Origin of the sequence: Desulfovibrio legallii, assembly GCF_004309735.1 — a bacterium.
Classification (GTDB): Bacteria; Desulfobacterota; Desulfovibrionia; order Desulfovibrionales; family Desulfovibrionaceae; genus Desulfovibrio; species Desulfovibrio legallii.
Map to the genome: position 1 here is coordinate 185,381 of NZ_SIXC01000005.1, position 13,861 is coordinate 199,241.

The 13,861-nt window shown below is 63.9% G+C and carries 11 protein-coding genes; 4 read left to right on the forward strand and 7 right to left on the reverse strand.

Annotated elements, in window-relative coordinates; translation table 11 throughout:
• Window positions 1-142: 142 nt before the first annotated feature.
• From brnA to EB812_RS05535, 6 genes are all read right to left on the reverse strand, one after another.
• Complete coding sequence (brnA, locus tag EB812_RS05510; RefSeq protein WP_207287321.1) at window positions 143-394, reverse strand: type II toxin-antitoxin system BrnA family antitoxin; 252 nt, start codon at window positions 392-394, stop codon at window positions 143-145.
• A complete protein-coding gene (locus tag EB812_RS05515) occupies window positions 384-644 on the reverse strand; it encodes a BrnT family toxin (RefSeq protein ID WP_118230486.1) in 261 nt (86 codons plus the stop codon). Before EB812_RS05515 ends, brnA begins: the two co-directional genes overlap by 11 nt.
• 410 nt (window positions 645-1,054) lie before the next feature.
• The gene (locus tag EB812_RS05520; RefSeq protein WP_165450893.1) at window positions 1,055-1,369 is read right to left on the reverse strand and encodes a hypothetical protein; all 315 of its coding nucleotides are present in this window, start codon (window positions 1,367-1,369) and stop codon (window positions 1,055-1,057) included.
• A 529-nt stretch (window positions 1,370-1,898) separates the two neighbouring features.
• On the reverse strand, window positions 1,899-3,197 hold the full coding sequence (locus tag EB812_RS05525; RefSeq protein WP_242621210.1) for an amidohydrolase family protein: 1,299 nt from the start codon (window positions 3,195-3,197) through the stop codon (window positions 1,899-1,901).
• Window positions 3,198-3,210: 13 nt separating this feature from the next.
• Window positions 3,211-4,077 carry a YitT family protein gene (locus EB812_RS05530; protein WP_118230483.1) on the reverse strand — a complete coding sequence of 289 codons (867 nt, stop codon included), beginning with the start codon at window positions 4,075-4,077 and terminating at the stop codon, window positions 3,211-3,213.
• Window positions 4,078-4,322: 245 nt separating this feature from the next.
• Window positions 4,323-5,120, reverse strand: coding sequence for a sulfite exporter TauE/SafE family protein (locus EB812_RS05535; protein WP_118230482.1), 798 nt, complete (start codon window positions 5,118-5,120; stop codon window positions 4,323-4,325).
• A gap of 339 nt (window positions 5,121-5,459) precedes the next feature.
• Here EB812_RS05535 and EB812_RS05540 point away from each other — a divergent pair, with 339 nt between their 5' ends.
• The 4 genes from EB812_RS05540 to amrB all read left to right on the forward strand — a co-directional run bounded on the left by EB812_RS05540 (window position 5,460) and on the right by amrB (window position 10,225).
• Window positions 5,460-6,416: an aspartate carbamoyltransferase catalytic subunit gene (locus tag EB812_RS05540; RefSeq protein ID WP_118230481.1), complete on the forward strand. Its 957-nt coding sequence runs from the start codon at window positions 5,460-5,462 to the stop codon at window positions 6,414-6,416.
• Entirely contained in the window at window positions 6,413-7,675 is a 1,263-nt protein-coding gene (locus EB812_RS05545) for a dihydroorotase (protein WP_118230480.1), read from the forward strand. The genes EB812_RS05540 and EB812_RS05545 overlap by 4 nt, the downstream gene beginning before the upstream one ends.
• A 42-nt stretch (window positions 7,676-7,717) precedes the next feature.
• Entirely contained in the window at window positions 7,718-9,181 is a 1,464-nt protein-coding gene (locus tag EB812_RS05550; RefSeq protein WP_118230479.1) for an NAD-dependent succinate-semialdehyde dehydrogenase, read from the forward strand.
• A gap of 117 nt (window positions 9,182-9,298) precedes the next feature.
• Window positions 9,299-10,225 carry an AmmeMemoRadiSam system protein B gene (gene amrB / locus EB812_RS05555; protein ID WP_118230478.1) on the forward strand — a complete coding sequence of 309 codons (927 nt, stop codon included), beginning with the start codon at window positions 9,299-9,301 and terminating at the stop codon, window positions 10,223-10,225.
• A gap of 356 nt (window positions 10,226-10,581) precedes the next feature.
• Here the strand turns inward: amrB and EB812_RS05560 are convergent, their stop codons facing one another.
• On the reverse strand, window positions 10,582-13,398 hold the full coding sequence (locus EB812_RS05560) for an FAD-binding and (Fe-S)-binding domain-containing protein (RefSeq protein ID WP_118230477.1): 2,817 nt from the start codon (window positions 13,396-13,398) through the stop codon (window positions 10,582-10,584).
• Window positions 13,399-13,861: the final 463 nt, after the last annotated feature.

Below are 13,861 nucleotides of genomic sequence, written 5' to 3' on the forward strand. Positions count from 1 at the left end.
TATTAAAAGAGTTTTAAATGTTTTTGGTGTATTCGTTAGGTATGCGGAACCTATTTGCACATAGGCAGGTGGTATTTGTTCGCAGGGCAACAGAAAAGCCGGATTGCTCCGGCTTTTCTTATCTTCTCTGCGTGGATGAATTTTATCTGGCGCTGTGGGCGTCACGCGCAAGGCAGTTGGCTATCCAGACCTTGACCAGCGCCTGACGGCTCACGCCCAGGTGGCGGGCCTCCGTATCCAGCGCTTCCACCATCCAGGTGGGAAAGTCCACATTTACCCGCTGTGTCTGCTTGTTGGGCCTGCGGCCTGCTGCCCAGTCCACATGGCCGGAAATGTCTTCGCCAGCGTCAAAACGGCGGTCAAATTCCTCTGCGGAAATATGTTCACGATCCATAGTGTTCCACCTCGTCCTTGCGGGCGCGCCGTACGGAAATGATGCGCACGGCGTTGCCCCTGTATGTGATAACCCCGGTCCAGATCTTGCCCCCAATGCAGCCAATGACAAGAAAGCGCGGCTCCCCGGTGCGCAGCACGGGAACCTCCAGCAGGTTTTCGTCTTTCCACAGGGCCTTGGCCTCTTCAAAATCGAGGCCGTGTTTGGCCTTGTTGGCCGCGCTCTTGGCCGGATCGTATTCAAACTTCATACTCATAAGGTATAAAAAATATACCGTTTGTCAATGGGCGGAGAGGGGCTGCCTGGGGGTGTTTGCATATAAAGCGGCACAGGGGTTCGCAACACCGTAATAAGTGTAATCGTCTGTAATTCAGGTGTGATATGGTGTAACATTTTTTAGGGCTATTTGTAATATTTGTATAAATTCAGTTAGTTAAAAGGACACAAAAATTACAGCAAAGAGTAATTTTATTACATGGAAAAGTGTAACCATATTACAAAAATATTACACTTTAATATACTGAAATATAATGAGATTACACTTATTACACCTTTCCGATGCCCCCGAAAATATTTTGCGGTTATTTTTCCAAGAGGGCCAAGTTTAGAGGCATTAAACAAACTTTTCAGCATGTTGTGCTGTTTTTGCGTTATGTCTGCTTATGGACAAAAAGCCCCGCGCCGGACGAGGGGTTCCGGCATGGGGCTGGACCGTGGGAAGCGACCCGGGAGGGAAAGATCAGAGGGCCAGCCGGGCCTGCCCCAGGGGGCGCCTGTTGCGGCGGCGGCAAAAATGCAGCAGATATTGCACATAAGGCGCGCGCCCTCGGCTGGGTCGCTTTGCCGAGCCGCGTAGCTCAGCAGGCGGCGGAACGCCTCGCGTTTATACGCTTCCGGCAGGCGCATGATCTGCTGCACGTCGTCCATGATCAGGGGCAGGCCGTAGCAGCTGGTTTTGCGGATAGAGGGCAGCACCCCGCCATAAATCCATCTTTGAAAGGGCAGGGCTTGGGGGTTGTCGCTGCGGCCCAGAAACCAGTACAGACCAGGTTCGGCAAGGCAGGGTCTAGACCAAAGACAGGGGCAAGCCCTTTTTAAGGGTTCACTCCGAAATGCGCGTTGGCCCGCGTTTGCCTGTCCCAAGCGGGCATTTCTTTTTGAAGTGCCCTGGCAGGTCAGCAGCCGCCCGTCGCTGAGGCGCAAGCGTAGCTCAGACGCTGAGATGCAGGAGCCTGATCCGTTACAACGAGAAAGTTACGGGCAAAGACAGCAGCGCCAGCTGCGGATGCAGACAGCACCGCTATGTTATTTGCGCGGGTAAGTGCCGGAACAAGCGTGCCGTAACCGTTGAGAATGCGTATTCTCAACGGAACGCTGTTCTAGAGCAGTTAGCGAATGAAATGAGCTAACTGCTCTGCAAGAATTTTTTTGAAAATCCTTGCCACAAAATGCGAGAAGGCAGGCTTTTGCCTGCCGTAAGCGAGCATTTCAAGTGTTAAATGCTCTAATAGACCAGCGCTTCGGGCAGAACGCAGAAGTCCGCCGGGGCCCCCGGTTCCAGGCGGCCCGCGCCGCTGGCCTGCAGGTTGAGGGCAGCTACGCCGTTGACCGTGAGCAGGCGCACCAGGGCTTCGGGCGGCACGTCCAGGGTTTCGCGCAGCCACGCGGCCTCCTGGCGTACGTCCAGGTCGCGGTTGGAGGTCAGGCCGTCTGTGCCCAGGCAGAGCAGGCAGCCGCTTTCCATCAGTTCGCGCACCGGGGCCAGACCTACGTCCAGGCGGCGGTTGGAGCGGGGGCAGAGGCAGAGGGCCGCGCCGCTGGCCGCCAGCACTTCCACTTCCTGCTGGTCCAGCTGTACGCCGTGCACGGCCAGGGTCCCCGCGCACAGTAAGCCCAGGCGCAGGGCGTAGGCCAAAGGCCGCAGGCCCGGCGCGCGCCAGTCCGGCGGCAGCACCACCCCCGCATAGCAGTCCAGCAGGGGCCCCGCGCCTTCCGTGAGCAGCTGCGTTTCCTCCGGCGATTCCGCCAAGTGGAAGGAAAATACCCGCCCCATGCGGCGGCAGTTTTCGTGCGCGGTTTGCAGCACGTCCGGCCCGGTGGAGTAGAGGGCGTGTCCGCCGGGGGCGCAGCGCGCCGCCAGAAAGGGGTCTTCCTCGGCGGCCTCGCGGCAGCGCGGCGGCCAGGGGCCTTCCCCCTGGGCAAAGGGCGGGCCAAAGCCGAACCACTCACAAAAATGGCTTACCGTAAGGCCTGCAGCACGGGAAGCCGCATCGGCCACCAGGATGCCGTGGGGCAGGGAACCGGCCACATTGCCCACGCAGCGCGTGCCCATGGCGGCCATATCGGCGCAGGCCGCCTCTGCCGCAGCCACCACCGCGCTGGCGGCCGCCGCGTCCTGGGGCGGGCTCAGCAGGGGGATGAGGCTTTGGAGCCAAGCCGTAAAACCGGCTTCCCAGCGGGTACGCCCGGCCAGGTGGGAGAGCTCCAGGTGGGTATGGGCATTGACGCAGGCCGGGGCCAGGCATACGGGCCCCACGTCCCGCACCAGCGCGCCCGGCGGCAGGGGCGTGGAGCCCCAGCGGCCCACGGCCTCCACCAGACCGTGGCGCACCACCAGCACGGCATTGTCTACGCGCTTCAGGGGGGCAAAAAGGCGCGCGCCGCGCGCTGGTTCCTCCCCGGTCAGGGGCAGCAGGCTTTTGGCGCGGATGGCAAGCACGGGGCCGTGGCCTGCATCCCGATCGGGTGCGATGCCATCGGGCAGAGGCTGCGCTGGTGAGGAAAGGGGCGGCGTGGCGTGCACAGGGCCTCCGCGTTCAGCGAGGGCGGCGGGCAAACTGGCCGCCAGCCACGTAAAACGTGTTTTCCACAATGAACAGGGCATGGGGGTCAATGCTGTAGACCAGGTTTTCCAGGCGCTTGAGAGCCACGTTGTTGGTGACCGTGAGCAGAATTTCGCGGTCCACGCCGGAATAGGCCCCCTTGCCGCGCATAAGGGTCACGCCAAAACGCTCTGAAACCAGGATGGCCTCGCTCACTTCTTCCCCGTGGTCGGAAATGACCATGACCAGCTTGTAGCGGTTAAACATGCCCAGCACGTATTCCAGGGTCTGGGACGAGATGAACATCATGATCATGGACGCCACAATGCTGTCCAGGGGCATGTGTGTGCCTGCCGCGAGAAAGAGCAGGCAGTTGAAGGCGAAGTTGAACTGGCCGATGGGCACGTTCCAGCGGTCCTTGAGAGCTACGGCAATGACGTCCGTGCCGCCGCCGCTGCCCAGGGTGCGCAGCATCATGCCGCCGGCCGTGCCGTGCAGCACGCCGCCCACCACTGCGGCGTAGAGTTCCGTTTGCAGAGGGATGGTAAAATTGATGCAGAAGCCGAACAGCGTGGTGCAGAGCGTGCCGTAGGCCGTATAGAGCAGAAAGCGGCGGCCCACAACAAACCAGCCCAGCACATAAACCGGCGCGCAGAGCAGGGAATACCAGATCAGGGGGGTGAGCGTGTCGGACCAGTAATTGGTCAGCAGGGCGAGCCCCATGACGCCCCCGGACAGAAAGCCGTGGGGCGCGGCCACGCCCTGAATGCACAGGGCCATGAGCAAAGAGCCCAGAGTGAGCCAGAGCAGGTTCCACCAGATGGCCCGTGCGCGCTGGATGTTGTGGGTGTGTAGTTTCATAGTTCCGTCTTGGTCGGGTGGAGTGGAAGAACCGCCCCCACACGGGTGCGCCGCAGCGGTCGGCCCAAGCTGCGGCAGAACTGGCAGCCTCTTGCGTAAGCGCCGCCGCGCCGCTGTCCAGCGTGTCGCTCGGGCGCGTCGCGTTGCGAAGGGCGCTCCCCCAGGTTTTTTGCCGGTGGTGCGGCCATGCCGTCAGGCTGCCGTTTTTCCGGTGTCAATGGACGTTCATGGCTTGGGGATGGGGGTTATAGAAGCCCCCAGGCCATTTTTGCGGCTACAATGATCAGAAAACAGGCAAAGCCTTTTTTGAGCTTGGCCGCAGGCAGGGCGTGGGAAAGACGCGCCCCCAGCGGTGCAGTGCAGAAACTGGCCGAGGCTATGCCCACCAGAGCCCAGAGGTTGACAAAGCCGAGGCTGGCGGCGGGCAGATCCGGCCGGCCCCAGCCGCCTATGATATAGCCCAGGGTGCCGGCTACGGCAATGGGAAAGCCGATGGCCGCCGAGGTGCCCACGGCGTGGTGCAGAGGCACGTTGCAAAAGGTCATAAAGGGCACGGAAAGCGTGCCCCCGCCGATGCCCACAAAGCTGGAAACAAGCCCGATGCCGCCGCCCACGCAGGCCGTGCCCAGGGATCCGGGCATGTCGCGGCTGGCCGGCGGCCGATAGTTGGAGAGCATCTGCACGGCAACAACCAGCAGAAAGCAGATAAAAAAGACCTTCAGGAACATGGTGGGCAAGTGCGTGGCCAGCAGGCCGCCGCCGAAGGTGCCCACCAGAATGCCGGGGGTGATGGCCTTGAAAATGTCCCAGTGCACGGCTCCACGTTTGTTGTGGGCCCGCGCGCTGGAGATGGAAGTGATCATGATGCTGGCCAGCGAGGTGCCCAGGGCCATCTGCTGCACATACTGGGGCGGCACGCCCACGGTGGGAAAGATGGCGAGCATCATGGGCACCAGCACAAGGCCGCCGCCCACGCCCAGAAGTCCGGCCAGGATACCGGCTACAGCCCCACAGCCAAGATAGGCCAGCAGCGAAAACAACATGACCCCCTCCCTGTTGCAGTGTCGTAAGGTTGTCGCGGCCCCGGTCCGGAGCGCGCGGCCGCAGCCGTCCGGAGGCGGCGGCCCGGGAGCGGGCGGCGTCGGGGCGGCAGTCTGTGCGTCCATAACTAGTCAAAGCCCCAGGGAGCGTCAACCGACTTTTTGCTTTACAAAGGCCGGGCCCGCGCCTACATTTTGCCCATGAAGACCGCCACCCCCATGCCCGGCAGCCCACGGCCGGGAGGGCTTCGAGCCTCTGGTCTGCCGCTTTTTGCGGCTTTTAAGCCGTTTTTTTCCACCCCCGTTGGTTCCAGCGGGGATTTTTTTTGACCGGGCACCGCCATGCACAGTACAGAAATCTACCAATGGCCCCACAAGGACTTGCTGGACGTCACCCAGCTCAGCCGCGTGGATACCCTCCACCTGCTGGACCTGGCCGCCAGTTTTCAGGAAATCAACCGCCGACCCGTAAAGAAGGTGCCCACTCTCAAGGGCAAGACCGTGGTGCTGTTTTTTGTGGAAAACAGCACTCGCACCCGCACCTCCTTTGACGTGGCGGGCAAGCGCCTTTCGGCGGACACCTATTCCCTGGCCAAGACCGGCTCCAGCCTAAATAAAGGCGAAAGCCTCAAGGATACGGGCCTGACCCTGCAGGCCATGGGGCCGGACGTCATTGTCATCCGCCATCCCAGCAGCGGCGCGGCGCGCTTTCTGGCGGAGCTGCTGCCCTGCGGCGTGGTTAACGGCGGCGACGGCTGGCACGCCCATCCCACCCAGGCCCTGCTGGACTGCTTCAGCCTGCGGGCGGCCTGGGAGGGCCGCTTTACGGGCCGCACCCTGCTTATTCTGGGCGATATTGCCCACAGCCGGGTGGCCCGCTCCAACGTGCACTTGCTGCACATGCTGGGCGTGAAGCTGCGGCTCTGCGCCCCGCGCACGCTCTTGCCCGCCGGCGTGGAGCACTGGCCCGTGGAGGTCTGCAGCGACCTTGCCGCCGCCGCGCGTGACGTGGACGCGGTCATGTGCCTGCGCCTGCAGCTGGAGCGGCAGCAGGCGGGGTTGCTGCCCGACCTGGCGGAATATTCCCGCCGCTTCTGCCTGGGCGCGCGCCATCTGGCGCTGGCCCGGCCCGGCGCGAAGGTGCTGCACCCCGGCCCCATGAACCGGGGGCTGGAAATCGCCGACGACGTGGCCGACGCCCCGGCAAGCCTGGTGCTGGACCAGGTGGCCGCCGGCGTGGCCACGCGCATGGCGGTGCTCTATCTGCTGGCCACGCGCCGTGACGGAGGACGCGCATGAAACTTTGCATCAAAAATGCCCGCCACCTGGAAGCCCCGGTGGACCTGCTGATCGAAGACGGCAAAATTCTGACCATGACCCCGGCCGGACACTGCCCGCCGCCGGAAGGCTGCGAAATTTTTGAGGCCCAGGGCTTTACCCTCATGCCCAGTCTTACGGACGCGCATACTCACCTGCGCGAACCGGGCTATGAATATAAGGAAGACATCGCCTCCGGTCTGGAGGCGGCAGCGCGCGGCGGCTTTGGCGCGGTCATGTGCATGGCCAACACCAGGCCGGTCAACGATACGGCCAGCGTCACCACCCTTATGCTGGAGCGCGCCCGCCACAGTCACCCCCACGGCCCGCGCCTCTACCCCGTGGCCGCAGCCAGCATGGGGCTCAAGGGCGAGGAACTGGCTCCTCTGGCCGAGCTTAAGGCTGCGGGCTGCGTGGCCGTGTCCAACGACGGCCGCCCCCTGGAGAGCGCCGAGCTGGTGCGCCGGATTATGGAATACGCGGCCGACCTCGACCTCACCCTCATCGACCACTGCGAAGACCCGCATCTGGCCAGGGGCTGGCGCATGCACGAGGGCGTGACCAGCGGGCTGCTGGGCGTCAAGGGCCAGCCGGCGGCGGGCGAGGCCGTACAGGCCGCGCGCGACATCATGCTGGCCGAGTACCTGCAGTTGCCCGTGCACATTGCCCACGTTTCCGCTGCGCTCACCGTGGACGTCATTGCCTGGGGCAAGGCGCGCGGAGTGCGGGTCACGGCCGAAACCTGCCCCCACTATCTGCTGTTGGACGAAACCGCCCTTGAAGGGTACAATACCCTTGCCAAGGTGAGCCCCCCCCTGCGCACGGCCGAGGACCGCGCGGCCCTGCGCCGCGCCGTCAAAGAGGGGGTCATCGACATTCTGGTGACGGACCACGCCCCCCACGCCGCCCACGAAAAAGAAGGCACCCTGGACGAAGCCCCTTGCGGCTTCACAGGTCTGGACCTGGCTTTGAGCCTGACCTGGGAGCTGGTGCGCGCAGGCGTGCTGGCCGAAGCCGACCTGCAGCGCCTGTGGTGCCGACGGCCGGCAGAGATTTTTCACCTGCCCTGGAACGGCTTTGCCCCCGGAGATCCGGCGGATTTCTTTTTGCTGGACCCGGAGGCCGTCTGGGTTCCCGGCAGGGAGACCATGTACTCCAAAAGTCTGAACACGCCCTTTCTGGGGCGCGAACTGCACGGGCGCGTTGTCCACCACTGGCTGGGCGGCAGGCAGCTGTTCTGATCCCGGCCGCGGCGGCGGTCCCGTGCGTATCTGGGGGAAAAGATGCAAAAACTACTGCGCGATGCGGGCCTTTTTCGTGAGCAATGCCTGATCAACGGCCAATGGTGCGGGGCCGACGACGGCAAGGTGCTGCGTGTGACCAATCCCGTCGACAACAGCCTGCTGGGCCAGGCGCCGGACTGCGGCGCTGCCGAAACCCGCCGGGCCATTGAGGCGGCGCAGGCGGCTTTTCCCGCCTGGAAGGCCAAAACGCCGCAGGAACGCGGGGACCTTTTGCGGGCCTGGGGCCAGGCCATTGAAGACAACCTGGAAGACCTGGCCCGCCTGCTCACCCTGGAGGAAGGCAAGCCTTTGGCCGAGGCCAGGGGCGAAATCCGCCAGGGGGCGTCTTATTTCCCCTGGTTCGCCGAAGAAATCCGCCGCGCTGCGGGCGAGGTGACGCCCGTGTTTCGGCAGGGAGTCCAGGCCTTGACCCGGCGCGAGCCCGTGGGCGTGGCCGCAGCCATTACGCCCTGGAATTTCCCCATGTCCATGCTGCCGCGCAAGGTGGCCCCGGCCCTGGCTGCGGGCTGCACCGTGGTGGTCAAGCCCGCCAGCGCCACGCCTTACAGCGCCCTGGCCCTGGCCGAGCTGGGCCAGCGCGTGGGCCTGCCCGCGGGCGTGCTCAACGTGCTCACGGGCGGGGCTGCCGCCATTGGCGGCGAAATCACCGCCAACCCTCTGGTGCGCAAGCTGAGTTTTACCGGCTCCACCGCCGTGGGCAAGGCCCTGGCCGCCCAGTGCGGCCCTACGCTCAAGCGCCTTTCCATGGAACTGGGCGGCAACGCCCCCTTCATCGTCTTTGCCGATGCGGATTTGGACCGCGCTGTAAGCCTGGGCATGGCCTGCAAGTTCCGCAACGCCGGGCAGACCTGCATCTGCGCCAACCGCTTTCTGGTGGAGCGGCCCGTATACGATCAGTTCGCCCAGGCCATGCTGGCCCAGGTGCGGGCCCTGCGCGTGGGCAACGGGCTTGATCCGGCCACGGACATGGGCCCCCTGATCAACCCCGCCGCCGTGGCCCATGCCGACGCTCTGGTGCGCGACGCCCAGGACAAGGGGGCGCAAGTGCTTGCCGGCGGCAGGCCTCACAGCCTGGGCGGCAATTTTTACGAACCTACCCTGCTCACGGGTCTGACTCCGCAGATGCGCATTTTCCATGAGGAAATCTTCGGCCCCGTGGCGGCCCTCATGCCCTTTGACACGGAAGAAGAAGCCGTGGCCTTGGCCAACGATACGGAATACGGCCTGGCCTCTTACGTCTGCACCAATCACATGCCCCGCGTCTGGCGGCTGTTTCGGAACCTGCAGTACGGCATGGCCGGCGTCAACGACATCACCCTGGCCGCGGCGGAGACCCCCTTCGGCGGTACCAAAAACAGCGGTCTGGGCCGTGAAGGCGGCCGCGAAGGCCTGCTGGAATACATGGAAACCCGTTACCTGCTGCTGGGCGGACTGGAGGGGTAGGGCCAGCCCCTGCTGCCCCGGCCGGGCGCATTGCCTGCTGCCTCCCCACCGTAAGCCTTCCTCTGCGGTTTGGCGTCGCTGCAGCGCCGCATGTGAACATTTGCAAGGAGAACCGCCATGCCCCTGCGTCAGCCCATAGCTGCGGGTCGGTTTTATCCCGACGATCCCGAAGCCCTGCGCGCGGCCCTGCGGGCCTGCCTCACGCCTAAAAATCTGCCCGAACCCACGGGCCCGCGCCCGCACAGGGCCGCTTCCCGCCTGTTGGGCGTCATGCTGCCCCATGCGGGCTATGTCTACAGCGGCCGGGTTGCCGGAGCCGTGCTGGCCGGGCCCTGGGGCGCGGGCACGGTGGGGGCGGCCCTGCCGCGCCGTTGTGTGGCGCTCTGCCCCAACCACACGGGGCAGGGGCAGCCCCTGGGCGTCTGGTCCGACGGAGCCTGGCGCACACCCCTGGGCGACGTGCCTGTGGACGCGCCCCTGGCGGCGGCCCTCTGCGCTCAGGGCGGTTTTGCGTCGGATACGGCCTGCCACCTGGGCGAGCACGCCATTGAAGTGCTGCTGCCCTTTCTGCAAAGCCTGCCCGCCGCAGCCGCGCCGGAAGCGCCCCCGCAGCCGGACGCGACAATGGAACCGTCGGTGCGCGTCGTCGTGCCCGTGTGCGTGGGCACGCGGAGGCCCGAAATACTGCGCGCCGCCGGTCAGGCTCTGGGCGCGGTGCTGGCCGCCGCTCAGACGGCGGGCGATCCCGTGGGGCTGGTGGTCAGCTCGGATATGAACCACTATGAAGACCAGCAGACAACTCTGCAAAAGGACGGTCTGGCCTTGGAGCGGGCCCTGGCCTGCGACCCCGAAGCCCTGCTGGACACCGTGGCCTGCAACCACATCAGCATGTGCGGCGCGGCCCCCATGGCCTTAGCCCTGTACGCCCTGCGCGTTCTGGGCGAACCCTGGGCCGAGCTGGCCGCCTACGATACCTCAGCCAGCGCCTCCGGCGATGCCGCGCAGGTGGTGGGCTACGCCGGACTGCGCTTCGGCATTGCGTAGGGGGAAAGGGGAGAGGCTGTTGTGGGGGGAAGGGAACTTTTGTACACAAAAGTTCCCTTCCCCCCACGCCCCCCATCCTCCAAAAACCTTTTCTTCCATAACAGCCAAAAAACGTTTTTCGTATAGCGCCGTGCCGGACGGAGTCGGGGCGGGAAGCGCGGCAGTAAAAAGCAGGCGGCGCGGGAAGGATTCCCGCGCCGCCGTGGCATATGTCCGTGGGGAAAGGGCTCGTTAGCGCAGTTTACGAATGCAATGAGTTAATTGCTCTGCAAGGATTTTCTTGAAAATCCTTGCCACGAAATGCGAGAAGGCAGGCTTTTGCCTGCCATAAGCGAGCATTTCAAGTGTTAAATACTCTAGCTGCTGGCTTCGTCCACCAGGAAGACGATGGAGTAGTACGGGATGCCGCTGTGCAACGAAAGGCCGATCTGGCAGGTGCGGCTGGAGGAGTAGCCGACCTCGCACCCGCTGACCTGCATGCGCAGGCTCTTGAGGGCGGATTCGTTGAGTTCCGGATGGGTAAAGCCCCGGTCACCGGCCCAGCCGCAGCAGTCTATGCCCTCCGGCAGCACCACGTTTTCGGCGCATTTTCTGGCCAGGGCCTCCAGTTTGTCCGTCAGGCCCATCTTGCGGATGGAGCAGGTGGCGTGCAGGGCCACGGTTTTGGACAGCTTTTTGAGGGGCAGCACGTCCATAAGGTTGTCCATGATGAATTCCACAGGCTCGTAGAAGCGGATGGCCGGGTCCAGGGTTTCCTTCATGTGCAGCAGGCAGGGGCTGGTTTCACAAAGTACGGGGTATTCCCCATTATTGCTGGCCGCCTTAAGGGCGGCTTCCAGTTCTTTTTCCTTTTTGTGGGCCGCGTCGGTCAGCCCTTTGCTGGCAAAGGCCATGCCGCAGCAGAGTTTTTCCATATTCTTGGGCAGGATCACGTCGTAGCCGCCTTTGAGCAGTACGCTGACCACGGCCTCCGGCTCGGTGCGGCGGTCCGTGTGTTCCGCGCCGGGGCCCATGTTGCGGGCAATGCAACTGGGGAAGTAGACCACCTTTTTGGCATTGACGGCGGGGGCGGTGGGCAGGCGGAGCTTGCTGCCGCCGCGGGGCATGTCCTTGTTCCAGAGAGGCATTTTTTTGAGGCTGATGCGGCGCAGCAGGCGCGCGCCGTTTTCCATGACCGAGGTGCCCAGCAGACGGTGCAGGCCGTCCGCGCCGTTGAGCATGAGGGACATGGCCCTGCAGGTGCCGGCAAAGTGGTCGGCAATGCTGTTGGCCACGGTGTTGGCGCATTTGCCCGCGTCTTTGTGGCGCAGGCTTTTGATGAAAACGCCCGTATCCACGCCTGCAGGGCAGCGGGGTCGGCAGAGACTGTCTGTGGCGCAGGTGGCTTTGCCCATGTATTCATAGGCTTTTTCCAGTTTTTTGAGTTCGGCCCCCTTGGGATCCTCCGCGCGCAGGCGGCAGATTTCGCGGTAGGCGGTAATGCGCTGGCGCGGGGTGAGGGTGAGCTCGCGCGAGGGGCAGACCGATTCGCAGAAGCCGCATTCCATGCACTTGTCCGCCAGAGGGTCCGCCGGGGTGAGGGGCTTGAGGTTTTTAACGTGTCCCTGGGGGTCGTCGTTGAGCAGCACGCCGGGGTTGAGAATGCCCTGCGGGTCCAGCAGCTTTTTGATCTCCTTCATGATGGCGTAGGCCGTGGCGCCCCATTCCAGTTCCACAAAGGGGGCCACGTTGCGGCCCGTGCCGTGTTCGGCTTTGAGGGAACCGTCGTACTTTTCCGTAATAAGTTTGCTGAAGTCGCCCATAAAGGCCTTGTAGCGGGCCACCTCGGCGGGCGCGCCGAAGTCCTGCCAGAACACGAAGTGCAGGTTGCCGTCGCGGGCGTGGCCGAAGAGCGGGGCCACGCTGTAGCCGTGGCGGGAAAAAAGTTCCTGCAGGTCTGTGGCGGCCTCGCCCAGGCGGTCCAGGGTAAAGGCCACGTCCTCAATGACGATGGAGGTGCCCACTGGCCGCATGCCGCCCACCGAAGCCAGGATGCCCTTGCGGATGCGCCAGAGCTTGCCGTATTCCTCCGGATCGTCCGTAAAGGCGTAGGGCCGCACAAAGTGGACATCCTTGAAGGCGGCGTCAATGGCGGCGATGTTGGCGTCCAGGGCTTCCTTGCTGGAGGCGCGGGTTTCCACCAACAGGGAGCAGACCTGATCGTCCAGGGTTTCCAGCCCTTCAGGCAGGCCGGGCGTACCTTCCACAGAGCGCAGGGAGGCGCGGTCCATAAGCTCGGCGGAGGCAACGGGCAGACGAGCCACGGCCGAGGCCAGGTCACAGGCGGCCTTGACCGTGGGCAGGAGCAGCAGGGCCGAGGCCTTGAAGGGGGCTTCCTCCACGGTGCGGTAGGTCACTTCGGCGATGAAGCCCAGGGTGCCTTCGGAACCTACCATGACATGCTGCAGAATTTCAAAGGGGTCGTCAAAATCCACCAGGGCGTTGAGGCTGTAGCCTGTGGTGTTTTTGATCTTGAATTTGCGGCGGATGCGCTCGGCCAGGGCCGTGTCGGCCAGGATTTTTTCGCGCAGGGCGGCCAGGCCCGCAAGGATGTGTCCGTGGCTGCGGGCAAAGGCCGCGCGGCTTTTGGCGTCCGCCGTATCCAGCAGCGCGCCGTCGGCCAGGATCATGCGGGTGGAAAGCACGGTTTTATAGGAGTTGTCCGCCGTGCCGCAGCACATGCCGCTGGCGTTGTTGGCAAAAATGCCGCCGATGAAGCAGCTGTCGATGGAGGCCGGGTCCGGCCCGATTTTTTTGCCGAATTCCGCCAGGATCCTGTTGGCTCCAGAGCCGATGATGCCCGGCTGCAGGGTAATGCGCTCGGCGTTTGCGCCCACCCGCCAGTTGCGCCAGCCCTTGCCGATGCGCACCAGCACGGAATCCGTCACGGCCTGGCCGGAAAGGCTGGTGCCCGCCGCGCGGAAGGTCACGGGCACCAGCAGGCGGTGCGCCAGACCCAGTATCTCCATGACTTCAGCCTCGTCCAGCACATCCACCACCAGCTTGGGCGTGAGGCGGTAGACGCTGGCGTCCGTGCCGTAGGCCAGCAGGCGCAGGGGGTCGGTATAGATGCGTTCTTGGGGGATAAAAGCTGACAATTCCGCTTTGAATTCTTTGTAGGGAGAGGGGAGCATGGAAATCCTCCGGTGCGGACAAGCGCCGCTTTTTTTGAGGGTAACTGCCTGCGCAAGGGCGCTGCGGGCTTTTCACGGAAGAACGGCCCGCAAGGATTGTGCAATCCTTGCCGTGAAGCAAGCGGGGGCGGGCTCTTTGCGCCGTCACGCGCTGCCTTGGGCGCTTGCTGCTCCAGAGACGTCCGGTCTGGGCGACGCGCGGGGGAAAGTCCGCCGTGCGCCGGACGGCCGGGCAGTTGGTCTGCGACAAGCTGGGAAGAGCCCTGCCGGAGCAGGGCGTTTTATAAATTAATAGTATCGATTCTCGCAAGAAAAATCCACTGCTTTGTGTGCGCGGCGGGAACGGGCAGCGGGCTGTTCAAATAGTGCCGTGCGGATAAGGCACGCCCACCGTGCCGCCTGAAAGGAAAAAGTTTTCTCTTCCCCTTCCTACGCGCGCAGCAGGCGGGCCAGAGCATAGAGG